14 protein-coding genes and 3 pseudogenes are annotated in these 12,406 nt (G+C 59.9%); 10 read left to right on the forward strand and 7 right to left on the reverse strand.

Going from position 1 to position 12,406, the window contains the following annotated elements; genetic code table 11:
* Positions 1 to 76 precede the first annotated feature (76 nt).
* From A3OO_RS0118405 to A3OO_RS22020, 4 genes and pseudogenes are all read left to right on the forward strand, one after another.
* Positions 77 to 1,591 carry a site-specific DNA-methyltransferase gene (locus A3OO_RS0118405; RefSeq protein ID WP_018409328.1) on the forward strand — a complete coding sequence of 505 codons (1,515 nt, stop codon included), beginning with the start codon at positions 77 to 79 and terminating at the stop codon, positions 1,589 to 1,591.
* Entirely contained in the window at positions 1,588 to 2,034 is a 447-nt protein-coding gene (locus tag A3OO_RS0118410; RefSeq protein ID WP_018409329.1) for a DUF5681 domain-containing protein, read from the forward strand. Before A3OO_RS0118405 ends, A3OO_RS0118410 begins: the two co-directional genes overlap by 4 nt.
* Complete coding sequence (terL, locus tag A3OO_RS0118415) at positions 2,024 to 3,484, forward strand: phage terminase large subunit (protein WP_156824870.1); 1,461 nt, start codon at positions 2,024 to 2,026, stop codon at positions 3,482 to 3,484. The genes A3OO_RS0118410 and terL overlap by 11 nt, the downstream gene beginning before the upstream one ends.
* A 268-nt stretch (positions 3,485 to 3,752) precedes the next feature.
* Positions 3,753 to 4,259: pseudogene (locus tag A3OO_RS22020) on the forward strand (IS6 family transposase); the annotation flags it as partial.
* Between the two features lie 238 nt (positions 4,260 to 4,497).
* Here the strand turns inward: A3OO_RS22020 and A3OO_RS0118425 are convergent.
* Positions 4,498 to 4,833, reverse strand: coding sequence for a cupredoxin domain-containing protein (locus tag A3OO_RS0118425; protein ID WP_018409332.1), 336 nt, complete (start codon positions 4,831 to 4,833; stop codon positions 4,498 to 4,500).
* 6 nt (positions 4,834 to 4,839) lie between these two features.
* Positions 4,840 to 5,367, reverse strand: coding sequence for a DUF4142 domain-containing protein (locus A3OO_RS0118430; protein WP_026223130.1), 528 nt, complete (start codon positions 5,365 to 5,367; stop codon positions 4,840 to 4,842).
* 152 nt (positions 5,368 to 5,519) lie between these two features.
* Here A3OO_RS0118430 and A3OO_RS0118435 point away from each other — a divergent pair, with 152 nt between their 5' ends.
* The 6 genes and pseudogenes from A3OO_RS0118435 to A3OO_RS23715 form a co-directional block, all read left to right on the forward strand.
* A complete protein-coding gene (locus A3OO_RS0118435) occupies positions 5,520 to 6,218 on the forward strand; it encodes an RNA polymerase sigma factor (protein ID WP_018409334.1) in 699 nt (232 codons plus the stop codon).
* 213 nt (positions 6,219 to 6,431) lie between these two features.
* Positions 6,432 to 6,902, forward strand: coding sequence for a Rieske 2Fe-2S domain-containing protein (locus A3OO_RS22025; RefSeq protein ID WP_026223132.1), 471 nt, complete (start codon positions 6,432 to 6,434; stop codon positions 6,900 to 6,902).
* A 283-nt stretch (positions 6,903 to 7,185) separates the two neighbouring features.
* Positions 7,186 to 7,476 carry a transposase family protein gene (locus A3OO_RS0118445; RefSeq protein ID WP_018409335.1) on the forward strand — a complete coding sequence of 97 codons (291 nt, stop codon included), beginning with the start codon at positions 7,186 to 7,188 and terminating at the stop codon, positions 7,474 to 7,476.
* Complete coding sequence (locus A3OO_RS24060; RefSeq protein ID WP_018409336.1) at positions 7,473 to 7,610, forward strand: hypothetical protein; 138 nt, start codon at positions 7,473 to 7,475, stop codon at positions 7,608 to 7,610. The genes A3OO_RS0118445 and A3OO_RS24060 overlap by 4 nt, the downstream gene beginning before the upstream one ends.
* Before the next feature lie 4 nt (positions 7,611 to 7,614).
* Complete coding sequence (locus A3OO_RS0118455) at positions 7,615 to 8,145, forward strand: ISAs1 family transposase (RefSeq protein WP_245257220.1); 531 nt, start codon at positions 7,615 to 7,617, stop codon at positions 8,143 to 8,145.
* Between the two features lie 24 nt (positions 8,146 to 8,169).
* A pseudogene (locus A3OO_RS23715) lies at positions 8,170 to 8,440 on the forward strand (FAD-dependent oxidoreductase); the annotation flags it as partial.
* 81 nt (positions 8,441 to 8,521) lie between these two features.
* On the opposite strand, the gene A3OO_RS0118460 reads toward A3OO_RS23715, so the two are convergent.
* The 5 genes and pseudogenes from A3OO_RS0118460 to A3OO_RS22035 all read right to left on the reverse strand — a co-directional run bounded on the left by A3OO_RS0118460 (position 8,522) and on the right by A3OO_RS22035 (position 12,376).
* Positions 8,522 to 8,788, reverse strand: a complete 267-nt coding sequence (locus A3OO_RS0118460; protein WP_018409338.1) for a hypothetical protein — start codon at positions 8,786 to 8,788, stop codon at positions 8,522 to 8,524.
* A gap of 158 nt (positions 8,789 to 8,946) precedes the next feature.
* The gene (groL, locus tag A3OO_RS0118465) at positions 8,947 to 10,581 is read right to left on the reverse strand and encodes a chaperonin GroEL (RefSeq protein ID WP_018409339.1); all 1,635 of its coding nucleotides are present in this window, start codon (positions 10,579 to 10,581) and stop codon (positions 8,947 to 8,949) included.
* A gap of 46 nt (positions 10,582 to 10,627) precedes the next feature.
* Positions 10,628 to 10,915 (reverse strand): co-chaperone GroES, encoded by a 288-nt coding sequence (groES, locus tag A3OO_RS0118470; protein WP_026223134.1) that lies wholly within the window; start codon positions 10,913 to 10,915, stop codon positions 10,628 to 10,630.
* A 560-nt stretch (positions 10,916 to 11,475) separates the two neighbouring features.
* A pseudogene (locus A3OO_RS22030) lies at positions 11,476 to 11,921 on the reverse strand (integrase core domain-containing protein); the annotation flags it as partial.
* A gap of 167 nt (positions 11,922 to 12,088) precedes the next feature.
* Positions 12,089 to 12,376 carry a hypothetical protein gene (locus A3OO_RS22035; RefSeq protein WP_156824873.1) on the reverse strand — a complete coding sequence of 96 codons (288 nt, stop codon included), beginning with the start codon at positions 12,374 to 12,376 and terminating at the stop codon, positions 12,089 to 12,091.
* Positions 12,377 to 12,406: the final 30 nt, after the last annotated feature.

Consider the following 12,406-nt stretch of genomic DNA (forward strand, 5'->3'; position numbering starts at 1 on the left):
CGCTCTCAGTGCCTTATCGCTCATGACCGATTCATGATCTTACTTCCACGGAGCACTTGATTCCGTGGAGTTAGACATGTCTACCATCGCTGCATTCGATCGCCAGAGCGCTAATTCGGGCCGCGGTCCGAGCGTCGCGCCCGCCACTACGCCTTCCAATTGCAACGTGTCGCTTCGCGCGTTGGACGAGTTGAAGCCGAACCCGAGGAGCGCGCGGACCCATCCCAAGCGCAAGATTAAAGACCTCGCCAAAGCGATCAAGGCCGTCGGCTTCATCGGCGTGATCGTCGTCGATGAATCGGGAATGATCTTAGCCGGCCATGCCCGGCATGCCGCAGCAAAGCTGCTCGGAATGAAGACCGTCCCGACCATTTGCGTGACAGGTCTAAGGGACGAACTCATCCGCGCCTTCGTGCTCGCCGATAACAAATTCTCGGAACGCGCCGGTTGGAACCGCGAGATTCTGGCGGCCGAGCTCGAGGAACTGTCGATCCTGCTGCCGTCGCTCGATCTCGACATCTCGCTAGCCGGCTTTGAGCTTGGCGAAATCGACGTCCTCCTCGCCGACATCGGCGCGGAGAAACCGGAACCCGAGGATCGATTGCCGCCGACCGCCGGGCCCCCGGTCAGTGGCCGCGGCGATCTCTGGATCCTGGGCAAACACCGGGTTCTGTGCGGCGACGCGCGGGTGGCCGCGGATTACGCCCGTCTCATGAAGGGCCAAGTGGCGGCGATGGCTTTCACGGATCCGCCATACAACGTCAAGGTCGCCGGCCATGTTCAGGGTCGCGGGCGCGTCAAACATGACGAGTTCGCCTTCGCCTCCGGCGAAATGAGCGCCGCCACCTTCCAGAATTTTCTTTCGACATGCCTCGGCTCTGCAGCCCTCGTCTCGCGCGACGGCGCCGTGCACTTCGTTTGCATGGACTGGCGGCATATCGACGTTCTGATGGTGGTTGGGCGCGAGATTTATCGCGCGATGCTCAATCTGGTCATCTGGCACAAGACCACCCCCGGCCAGGGATCCTTCTATCGCAGCCAGCATGAATTGATCGGCGTCTTTCGCGTGGGTAAAGCGCCGCATCAGAACAATGTCGAACTCGGCAAACACGGGCGCAATCGCGGCAATGTCTGGACCTATTCCGGCGTCAACAGTTTTGGCGCCGGCCGGGACAATGCGCTGGCCATGCATCCAACCGTCAAACCGGTGGCGTTGGTCGCCGACGCCATGCGCGATTGCAGCTCTAAGGGCGACATCGTCCTCGACCCGTTCCTCGGCTCCGGCACGACCATCATGGCAGGCGAGAAGATCGGCCGCCGCTGCTTTGGCCTCGAATATGAGCCGGCCTTCGTCGATGTCGCGATCCGCCGCTGGCAGGCTTATACGAAGGCCGACGCCGTTCTCGACGGCGACGGCCGAACATTTGATGAGATCGCGGAAGAGCGGCTGAAGGCGCATAAGCGCCCTCCCCTCCTCTCCTCCGGAGCCAGTCCACAAAATGGCCCCCGTGAAGCGCCGGGCGAGGACAGGATCGCGCCCTGCGACCCGACCGTCGGCAGCGACCATCGCGGCCCGGAGGCGGCGCCATGAACGATAGGAAGCGTCCCTCTCCGCCCGACGGCGAATATTCCGTCGGCTACGGCCGTCCCCCGCAGCAGACGCGGTTCCAGCCGGGCCGTAGCGGCAATCCGAAAGGTCGGCCAAAAGGCAGCCGCTCAGTCGGGGCGATCTTGCAGCATATCATTCGACAAAAGATCGCCGTCACTGAAAACGGCAAAACGCGCTGGATGTCCACGCTTGAAGTGATGTTTCGTCGGCTCGTGAGAGACGCCCTGCGGAGCGACGCAAGAGCCATGAAACTCCTGCTCTCTTTAGTCGATCGATATTGTAACTCACCCGAGAGCGCCCTCCCCCTCGGCGACGTGCTGGCTGAGGACCGGTCGATTCTTGCGCAATATCTGTCGGAGTTAGCAGAATCCGACTCGGCCTCGACCATAAGCTCGGAAGATGGGAACGGCGGCGATGGCGTCTGAAGCCCGACTTCTCGAGGCTCTGCTGCGCAACGACTTCAGAGCCTTCCTCCGCAAGGTCTTCACAACCCTTTCTCCCGGCCAAACCTATGTCAACACATGGCACATCGAGGCGGTTGCGCAGCGGCTTGAGCGCGTGCGGCGCGGCGAGATCCGGCGGTTGATCATCAATATGCCCCCGCGCTCGCTGAAATCGATTGCGTCCTCAGTCGCCTTTCCGGCCTTCGTCCTCGGGCTTGATCCGTGTCGACGCATCATCTGCGTCAGCTATTCCGCCGACCTCGCCAAAAAGCACTCCAATGACTTCCGCGCCGTGCTCGAATCGCCCTGGTATCGATCGACGTTCCCCAACGCACGGATCGGGCCGTTCAAGAACTCGGAAACCGAGATCGAACTCACCGCGCGCGGGTTCCGGCTGGCGACGTCGGTCGGCGGCACGCTGACGGGTCGCGGCGGCGACATCATCATCATCGATGACCCCCTCAAGCCTGATGACGCCCTGTCGGAGGCGAAGCGATCCGCAGCCAATCAGTGGTTCATGAATACGGCGTTGTCCCGGCTTGACGACAAGCGCATAGGCGCGATCGTGATCGTCATGCAGCGCGTGCACGTCGACGATCTGACGGGCTTTCTTCTCGCTCAATCAGACGAATGGGACGTCCTCAGCCTCCCAGCCATCGCCGAATGCGACGAAGCCATTCCCCTTTGGGGCGACCGCATGTATCTGCGCAAATCGGGCGAGGCGCTGTCTCCCAAGCGCGAACCGCTTGATGTTTTAGACGCCTTGAAACTCCAGATCGGCAGCGACGCCTTCTCGGCTCAATATCAACAATCGCCGGCGCCGCCGGGTGGCGCGATGGTGAAGCGTCACTGGGTCAAACGCTATTCCGGGCTGCCGCCCGCCTCCGAACGGCTGTTTACGCTGCAAAGTTGGGACACGGCCAGTAACGGCGGCCCTGACAATGACTGGTCGGTTTGCACGACTTGGATCGTGACGCGCAAGAAGCTTTGGTATCTCGTCGACGTGTGGCGGCGGCGCGTCGACTACCCCACTCTCAAGGCGAGAGTGCAAACTCTCGCCAACAAATGGACCGCCAGACGCGTTCTGGTCGAGGACGCCGGCACCGGGACCTCGCTCGTTCAGGAGCTGCGAGGACAGGTTTCGGGAATCATCGCCGTAAAGCCGAATGGCGACAAGGTAAGCCGCATGGCGGTCGCCTCCGCAAAGTTCGAGGCGGGCGAGGTCTTGCTGCCCGAACGCGCGTCGTGGTTGCCCGATCTCGAAGCCGAATTATTCATCTTTCCCGGCAGTCGCCATGACGACCAGTGCGATTCGATCAGCCAAGCGCTCCTCAACAAGAACAACTCTTGGATATCCTGCCTTACGCCACAACAGTGGGCCACGCTCATTGAGAAGGCGGGACGGCCTGTTGTCCGCCGTCGAATGATTTGAGACGGACGGCGGCGCGGCTATAGACGAGACTTCGAATTCCATGGTCTGAAGTTCGCCAGCATGATCGGCTATCGCGCGGTGGGTATCGACTACTCAACTTGGGAAAATGGTCGAGAAAATGGCCTCAACGCCATCATTCACGGCCCGGTTGCAGGCGTGGGCATGCGCTTTCAAAACGGGCGCGCCCGCGCCGCCTATAGCGTTCAGCACTCGCCGCGGCTTTGTCACGTCGAACTTGCGGGCTCTGGCCTCTGGCCTATCCTCGACGATGACCAAGATCAGTTACGGCGGCTATCGCTTTGCGCCGGAGATCATCCAGCAGGCGATCTGGCTCTATCTCCGGTTCACATTGAGCTTCCGTGATGTCGAGGATTGGCTCGCGGAGCGCGGAATCGTGGTCTCTTACGAGACGGTGCGGCAATGGGTGAATCATTTTGGGCCAATGATCGCCGCGGACTTAGGTAGACGTCGGCCCAAGCCTCATACGATCTGGCATTTGGATGAGGTCTATCTCAAGATTGACGGTCGTCTCGTCTATCTCTGGCGCGCTGTCGACGCCGAGGGCGAGGTTCTGGATGTCCTCGTTCAGACCAGGCGGAATAAGGCCGCTGCGCTCAAATTGATGCGCAAGCTGCTCAAGAAATATTGCTTCGCGCCGGCGGCCATGGTCACCGGCGATTTGCGATCCTATGGCGCCGCAGTCCGAGATCTTGGCGTCGAACATTTGCATCGCACCGGCCGATGGCGAAACAATCGCGCCGAAAATTCGCATCAACGACGACCTTCGGACGATCGCGCGGAAGAGTCCACTAACGCTCGTGTTCGCGGCTCGCCATGAGCTACACAACGAAGCCGTGGTGCTGCGGAATTCTCTTATGCGTCAAAGGGACCGCATCAATAGGCCGAAGACATGACCGTAACCATGATCATCGCGCCACACCAAAATAATCGCGCGAACGAAAGGCAAGCCAAGGCAGCAGGGACGCCGCATGATTGCGGCGTCCCAGTTTTGCTTAGGGAGCGACTTTGAGGCGACCTTTCATACCCGGATGAAAGCGGCAGGCGTAGTCGATAACACCGGGCTGCTTCAAAACCGTTTGGCCTTTGGCGCCCGGCGGGAGGTCGATGTCGAAACTCCCGTCGCTAGCGGTTGCCGTGTGGCGAAAGATGTCGGAATTTCTCCATTCGACAATGTCGCTCACGTGCAGCCCTGCTGGGGCAGGTCCAAACACCAGTTTGTCGGTTTCGATCACGTAAACCTGCGGCTCGGCGCCAAGCGACAGGGGCATGAACGCAAGCAGGCCGAGCGATAGCGCACCGCTTGCCACCTTAAGGGATCGAACGGCCATCGAAGCCTACTTCAGCTGGCCGACGAGATGCTCGGCGTGCTGCTGATGTTCCTTGAACAGCTTGAGGCCGGTTTCAAGCAGGCTCTTCAGTTCACCGTTCTGGGCGTCCGGGATGAGCACGGTTGCAAGCGCCCCATTGACGGTTTGATGATAGGTGACCTCGTTCTGCGCGTAGGTCTTGTCAAAGGCGGCTCCGCTCAGCTTCGACAATTCCTCGTGCTTCTTGGCGGCGGCTGCCGTCAGGGATTTGCTCGTGTCATTGTCTTCGGGCTTAACCTTTAGCTTGTCGACTAAGGCAAGCGCCTGCTTGTTGACGGCCGTGTGATCGCGGATCATTTCCTCGGCAAAGTCCTTGACGGCTTTATTCTGCGATGTCTTCAGCGCGAGCTCCGCGGCCGCGATGTCGATTTGCCCGGCAGTATACGCAATATGCGCAATTTGCGGATCGGTTGGTTTGGCCGCGGTTTGAGCCATTGCCCCAGATGCTGCAAAGCTCATTGTGACGGCAAGCAGAAAACTCGGTTTGCGGAACATTGTGGTGTCTCCTTGACCAACTTCCCGCTCAGGCGGGTCATGGCGCCTCATTAGATGCGGGGACGACCCAAAGGTTCCCGATAAAGTTTCTGGGAACCTTTCTCTTCCTGCCGCATCTAACGGATGTTGGAATGAATGTTGGATGGGCTGTAATGAAAAATACCCAGGCGAGAATCGGGGACGCAGACTGGATTGGACTGACCGATGTCGACATCGTCGCGAGTGTGGGGACAGGCGACGCTGGAGCTTTTGCCGAACTCATGCGGCGCTACAACCGTAGACTCTATCGCACCGCGAGGGCCGTGACGGGCGATAACGGCGAGGCCGAGGACATTGTGCAGGAGGCTTGGACGCGCGCCTATGCTCATATCGCGGATTTCCGCAACGAATCCGCGATTTCCACATGGTTGGTCCGCATCGTCTTAAACGAAGCGCTTGGACGAAAGCGGCGCGCGAGACCGACCGTAGAATTGGACGAGACAAACGAGCATCAGATGTCGAGCGTGATCATGCTTCCCAGCTGCAGGGTCGATCCAGAGAGCTCAATGTCGAGGACCCAGGTTCGGCATTTGCTCGAACGGGCGATCGATACGCTTCCCCCCGACTTTCGCGCGGTCTTCGTTTTGCGCACCGTCGAAGAAATGTCCGGCGCGGAAGTCGCGCAACAGCTCGGGATTCCGGAGGCCACTGTCAAAACACGGCTGCATCGGGCCCGCGCGTTGTTGCGCCAAGAGCTTGAGAAAAGCGTCATGGTCGCGCTCTCCGACGTGTTCCCCTTCGACGGCGCGCGATGCAATGAGCTGTCCAATCGTGTGATGGCCAGAATCGGACTGTTACGAGACAAGAGTTAGAATTTGTCCTGTCTCAATCCCAAAAGAAACATCCATACGTAATTTCGGCCGCGATCCGGAGGCGGCTCACAGACAGTCGATCGAAAGTCGATGACAGCTAAGGAAAACCTTTCTCGATTTGCAAAGCTTCACCTGCGGCGTTCCTTGTGGTTCGGTGATCGGCACGCCGGATACACACCAGTTGTGGTGTCTAACATGCGACGTCATTGATCGATGACTTATGGAGACGAATGGACGGAAGACCAGGCTGGGCCGAGTGGCCCCGATCTGACGCAAGGTGTGGCGTTCGCTGAGCTTGCCCGCTGCGGAAAATTGGTTGGCCATGTTTGCGAGGAAGAAGTGCTCCTAATCCATAGCGAAAAAGGGGTGTTCGCGGTCGGGGCTCATTGCACGCATTACCACGCGCCACTCGTCGACGGGCTCGTGGTTGACCACAGCCTGCGTTGTCCCTGGCACCATGACTGTTTCGACATTCACACTGGTGAAGCCTTACGGGCTCCGGCGCTTGATCCTATCGCGTGCTGGGTGGTCGGGCAGCGTGACGGCAAAATCTTCGTGCAAAGAAAGCACGAAGCGGTGGCGCCAGCGCCACGCACCGCGACATCCGGTAAGACCCCCGAAAACATCGTAATCGTCGGCGGTGGCGCGGATTGGGTTCGCAGCAGCCGAGCGACTACGCCGTGAGAATTATCAGCAGAGCATTGTTATGTTGAGAAATGACGATGTGGCGCCGATCGACCGGCCGAATTTGTCCAAAGATTATCTCGCGGGAAGTGCACCTGAAGAGTGGCTTCCACTGAGACCTGACAACTTTTATTCCATGCATGACATCGAACTTCGGCTTGGGGTCAATGCCAGGGCTGTTCAACGCTCTGTACTTTGGTTTGTTCGAGAGGAGTGATTTTTCACTTTTCAGGTCGGGAAGTGTCTGAATCTATGGGGAGCAACCCGGTTCGGAGGTTGCCCTATGACGACGATCGATTGCATCCTGTCTTGCCGCCATCCGGATCGGCGGCGCGCCGAAGGAAAGATTTACGGCCAGGTCGGCGTCATTCTGTTTTCGATCATCGCGATGCTGAGCGGCGCTCGGTCGTATCGCCAAATCCATGCCCTGATCCGCGCGAAGCTTTGCGTGCTCAATGCGGCTTTTCCGGACGCTGCGCTGCGACGAGCGCCAGCTTACACCTCCGCGCGCGGAATCCTGCGCCAACTCGATCCTTCGCCGTCGACCATCGGATCATTCTCGCGCATGAAGTGATCGACGAGAAATCGAACGAGATCCCCTCCGCGCAGGCGCTGATCGCCGCCATGGGCCTGAGCGACCGCGTCTTCACGCTCGACGCCATGCACTGCCAAAAAAACCTTCGAGATCGCACGCGGGACCGGCAATGAACTGATCGTTCAAGTCAAAGCTAATCAGCCGGGTTTGTTGCAACGCTGCGAGCACATCGCCGCGACGGCGGCTCCAATCGCCGTCGACGACAGCCGCAATCTGGCGCGAAATCGCCAGGAAAACCGGCGTGTCGAAGTCTATGCTCCCGGCGCCGCCCTCGATGACGACGAATGGGCGCCGTTGATCGCCGCAATCGTGCGTGTCACGCGATTTACATTGATCCGTTCCGCCGCCACAGGGCTCTGGAAACGGCGGGAAGAAACCGCGTTTTATGCGTCGTCCGTCATGTTGCCCGCGGAAATCTTCGCGAGCGCCATCCGCGGTCATTGGGCTGTGGAGAACGAGAACCATTGGGTTCGCGACGTGACCCTTTCTGAAGACGCCAGCCGCATCCGCGTCAATCCAGGCATCATGGCGCGCCTGCGTTCGCAAGCCCTCAACATCGCCAGGGCAAACGGCGTCGCCAACATCGCCCAAGCCATTTGGAACGGTGCACTCGATCCCGCCGTCACCCTCTTATACCGCGGCCTGTAAAGAGCGTTGAACAGCCCTGGGGTCAATGCGACCCGCATTGACGCGCGTTCGCGTGAGGTCGCCCTCGCCGATGGGAGCAGGCTTTCCTATGACCGCTTGTTGGTCGCAACCGGCGCTGAACCTATTCGCCTGTCGATTCCAGGCGCGAATCTGCCACATGTGCGCACATTTGCGCTCGCTTGCTGATTGTCGGGCTATCATCAAACATGCCGAAACGGCGCGACGAGCGGTCGTGCTCGGTGCGAGCTTCATCGGACTCGAAGTTGCAGCGTCCCTGCGCGCCCGTGGGTGTGAATCGGCGCGACGTTGTGACCGCTCCCAAGCGAACAAGTTCAACCACTTATCGCGCCGATCGGCATCCGGACCCCGCGCCGATTTACAGCATGACGTGTAAACCGCCAATTTCATGGATATTCCTTCTTGTCGCAATCGTCGCATGCGGTTGCGCCACATGCTTGGCAGACGATGCGACAGCGATCCCTCGCGCGACTTCGCTGAGGAAGTCGAGGCCACGCTCATCGGCCAGATGTCCGAGATCGCAAATCAGATCTGCGATGACATGCTCGTCGCTCGTGCGGCACCGACGCTGGAACGCCGAGATAACCTCAGCGGCCCAGGCGATGTGGTCGGCTTTATCGGACATCGATTCCCTCGAATATGCAGCCTGCCAACTCAGGTCGGATTTGAAGTGACCAAGACATTACGTAGCGAACGCGTTCCATTCCCACGTGACAAAAAGAAAAAGACCCTGAGGATACCCCAGGGCCACAATGCCTTCACACTCGCAAGACTTTCTTACCCTCAGAAGTCCATTCCCCCCATGCCGCCACCCGGCATTGCGGGAGCTGTTTCCTTCTTCGGATGTTCCGTAATCGTCGCTTCCGTAGTGACGATCAGGCCAGCGATCGACGCCGCATCCTGCAATGCCGTTCGAACGACCTTGGTAGGATCAATAATTCCAAGTTTCACGAGATCCCCGAATTCGCCGGTCTGGGCGTCATAGCCAAAGGCGTATTCCTTAGACTCGAGCAGCTTGCCTACCACCACCGCGCCGTCACCGCCGGCGTTGTCAACGATCTGGCGCGCCGGAGCCTGGATGGCTTTGCGCACGATGTCGACGCCCGTCTTCTGGTCGGGATTGGCGACCTTCACCGCGTCGAGCACCGCGATGGCTCGCAAGAGCGCGACGCCGCCGCCCGGTGAAACGCCTTCTTCCACGGCGGCACGGGTCGCGTTGAGCGCGTCGTCGACGCGGTCCTTTCTCTCCTTGACTTCGACCTCGGTCGCGCCGCCGACGCGGATTACCGCGACGCCACCCGCCAGCTTGGCGAGGCGCTCCTGCAGCTTCTCACGATCGTAGTCCGAGGTGGTCTCTTCGATCTGGCCCTTGATCTGGCTGATGCGGGCCTCGATGTCCTTCTTCTCGCCCGAGCCGTCGATGATCGTGGTGTTGTCCTTGTCGACCCGAACGCGCTTGGCGCGGCCGAGCATGGGGAGCGTCACGTTCTCGAGCTTGATGCCAAGGTCTTCGGCGATCAGTTGGCCGCCCGTCAGGATGGCGATGTCCTCGAGCATGGCCTTCCGGCGGTCGCCGAAGCCCGGCGCCTTGACGGCCGCGATCTTGAGGCCGCCGCGCAGCTTGTTGACGACGAGCGTGGCGAGCGCCTCGCCCTCAATGTCCTCGGCGACGATCAGCAACGGCTTGCCGGTCTGCACCACGGCTTCAAGAATCGGCAGCAGAGCCTGCAGTGACGACAGCTTCTTTTCGTGGATCAGGATGTAAGGATCATCGAGCTCGGCGATCATCTTCTCGGCGTTGGTGATAAAGTAGGGCGAGAGATAACCGCGATCGAACTGCATGCCCTCGACAATGTCGGTCTCGGTCTCCAGGCTCTTGGCCTCTTCGACCGTGATCACCCCTTCATTGCCGACCTTGGCCATCGCCTTGGCGATTTCGTTGCCGATGAACTGATCGCCATTGGCCGAGATCGTGCCGACCTGGGCGATTTCGTCGTTCGACATGACTTTCCGGGAGTTCTTTGCGAGGTCGGCGACAATCGCCTCGACGGCGAGGTCGACGCCGCGCTTCAAGTCCATCGGGTTGAGCCCCGCGGCCACAGCCTTGGCGCCTTCGCGGGCGATCGCCGCCGCGATCACGGTGGCGGTGGTGGTTCCGTCGCCGGCCGCGTCATGCTGCTTGGAGGCGACTTCGCGCACGAGCTGGGCGCCAAGATTCTCGAACCTGTCGGAAAGTTCGATCTCCTTGGCGACGGTGACGCCGTCCTTGGTGATGCGCGGCGCGCCGTAGGATTTCTCAATCACGACGTTGCGGCCCTTGGGGCCGAGCGTCACCTTCACGGCGTTATTGAGGATTTCGACGCCGCGCAGAATGCGGTCGCGCGCGTCGGTGGAAAAACGGACGTCTTTGGCAGCCATTTAAAACTCCTAGAGAACCTGGGAAGCGAGAGAAGGCGGGGTCGAGTTAGTCGACGATGCCCATGATGTCGCTTTCCTTCATGATCAGCAGATCGTCGCCGTCGACCTTGACTTCGGTGCCGGACCATTTGCCGAATAGCACGCGGTCGCCGGCCTTAACGTCGAGCGGATTCAGTTTGCCGTTCTCGTCGCGAGCGCCAGGACCCACCGCGACAACCTTGCCTTCCTGGGGCTTTTCCTTGGCGGTGTCAGGGATGATGATGCCGCCTTTGGTCTTTTCCTCGCCCTCGAGGCGTTTGACCACAATCCGGTCGTGCAGCGGACGAAATGTCATGCCGTGTTCTTCCTTTTCTGGGCCGTGGATGTCGAAAACGATCATCCCGGGAAAGGGGATAAACAAAAAATAATTGGCACTCACCTATATCGAGTGCCAATGTCCCTTTGGGATCTATGAACGTCCCTGCAGCTTTTCAAGAAGCAAACCTGCGCGTGACAGCCCCAGGCTATAAGGCCCGTCTCCGTAGCCGATGACGACGCCGCTATGCTTACGATTGCGACACTTGAAGCACGGTGGCGGAAGTGCATCGCCCGGGCGATGTTGGTTGGAAGCGTAAGCGACCGCAGCCGTCGCGAAGTCCGCAATCTTGCGGCCAGGGCCTCGCTTAATAGCGATTGCGCCCTTGGAGTCCAGATAATGGTCCAAGGAGATCACATACATCAATGGCTCGCCTCCGATGCCCACAGGCTATCAGTTGTTGGCTGATTACGAAGTTGCCTCTGGTCGCGCGTTCGGCCCAATCAACACCTAAATCAGCGTGTTCGTCTTCGGCCAGCATAGGGGGCGGCGCAACGTGTTGTCGCCCCTTAATTTCCGGACAAGGTCTCCACGGCCTTTTAAGTTGACCTATCGGCGATGAACTCACGCGGCGAACGATAACCCAGCGCGCGATGAGGGTGAAGCTGATTATAGTGGTCGAACCATTTCGGCAGCGATTGCATGACGGTTTGCGCATCGGGTGTCGGATTGACGCGGACATAGTCGCGTTTGATCGTACGCACGAAAGCCTCGGCCATTCCATTCGATTGTGGGCTTTCCACGGGAGTCGTCAGCGGCTCGAAGCCGATCTCGCGTGCGAACCTGCGTGTTTCGCCAGCGACGTAACAGGAACCGTTGTCGGTCAGCCATTCGATCGTCGCCGGCAGTCGGTTGATTGGCCCGAAGCGTTGTTCGACGGCCGCGACCATGAGGTCGCGGACATCTTCTCCGTTGACGCCCTCAGTCGTCGCGACATGGCCACGGCCTCGCGGTCACAGCAATCGAGCGCAAAGGCGACGCGCACCTTTCAGAAATGGCCGGGCTTTATGCATTGCGCGGGAGCCAATCGAGAGGAAATACCCAGCCTTCAGGAGGGGCGCCAAACCAAAACCCCTCCCGTTTGAGGGGGAGCGGCGTCTGACGCCGCACGCGGCTTGGAGTCGCCCCAGTGTGCGGCCGCCCCTCGCGGGGTCATTGCTGCGCCTCCTCCTTCTCGGCAGCGCGCCACAGCCCGCGCTCGACGTCGAACAAAGTCTGTAGGCGTTGAAAGCCATCGGCGAGGTCCTGCGCGAGGCGTATGATCCCATCCCGCGTCGGCCCTTCGGTTAGTTCAAGCCCGTCGATTGCAAGCGCTAGCCCGTAGGCGAGCGCTCTCATGCGGGCAAGTTCGTCAGCGTGATCAATAAGAAATATCGGCTCGCCTTGGTTCCCGTAGAACAGCCGCGCTGCCTTTGCTTCGGCCTCGGCGCGTTCTGTCATTATGCGATCATGCATCTCGTCGATGCCTAA

Origin of the sequence: Methylocystis rosea SV97 (assembly GCF_000372845.1) — a bacterium.
Taxonomy (GTDB): domain Bacteria; phylum Pseudomonadota; class Alphaproteobacteria; order Rhizobiales; family Beijerinckiaceae; genus Methylocystis; species Methylocystis rosea.

Bases quoted from the DNA above. Each gene is read 5' to 3' on its own strand.
- A3OO_RS0118405 (WP_018409328.1), top strand. From the start codon at position 77: ATGTCTACCATCGCTGCATTCGATCGCCAGAGCGCTAATTCGGGCCGC.
- A3OO_RS0118410 (WP_018409329.1), top strand. From the start codon at position 1,588: ATGAACGATAGGAAGCGTCCCTCTCCGCCCGACGGCGAATATTCCGTC.
- terL (WP_156824870.1), top strand. From the start codon at position 2,024: ATGGCGTCTGAAGCCCGACTTCTCGAGGCTCTGCTGCGCAACGACTTC.
- A3OO_RS0118425 (WP_018409332.1), bottom strand. From the start codon at position 4,833: ATGGCCGTTCGATCCCTTAAGGTGGCAAGCGGTGCGCTATCGCTCGGC.
- A3OO_RS0118430 (WP_026223130.1), bottom strand. From the start codon at position 5,367: ATGTTCCGCAAACCGAGTTTTCTGCTTGCCGTCACAATGAGCTTTGCA.
- A3OO_RS0118435 (WP_018409334.1), top strand. From the start codon at position 5,520: ATGAAAAATACCCAGGCGAGAATCGGGGACGCAGACTGGATTGGACTG.
- A3OO_RS22025 (WP_026223132.1), top strand. From the start codon at position 6,432: ATGACTTATGGAGACGAATGGACGGAAGACCAGGCTGGGCCGAGTGGC.
- A3OO_RS0118445 (WP_018409335.1), top strand. From the start codon at position 7,186: ATGACGACGATCGATTGCATCCTGTCTTGCCGCCATCCGGATCGGCGG.
- A3OO_RS0118460 (WP_018409338.1), bottom strand. From the start codon at position 8,788: ATGTCCGATAAAGCCGACCACATCGCCTGGGCCGCTGAGGTTATCTCG.
- groL (WP_018409339.1), bottom strand. From the start codon at position 10,581: ATGGCTGCCAAAGACGTCCGTTTTTCCACCGACGCGCGCGACCGCATT.
- groES (WP_026223134.1), bottom strand. From the start codon at position 10,915: ATGACATTTCGTCCGCTGCACGACCGGATTGTGGTCAAACGCCTCGAG.
- A3OO_RS22035 (WP_156824873.1), bottom strand. From the start codon at position 12,376: ATGACAGAACGCGCCGAGGCCGAAGCAAAGGCAGCGCGGCTGTTCTAC.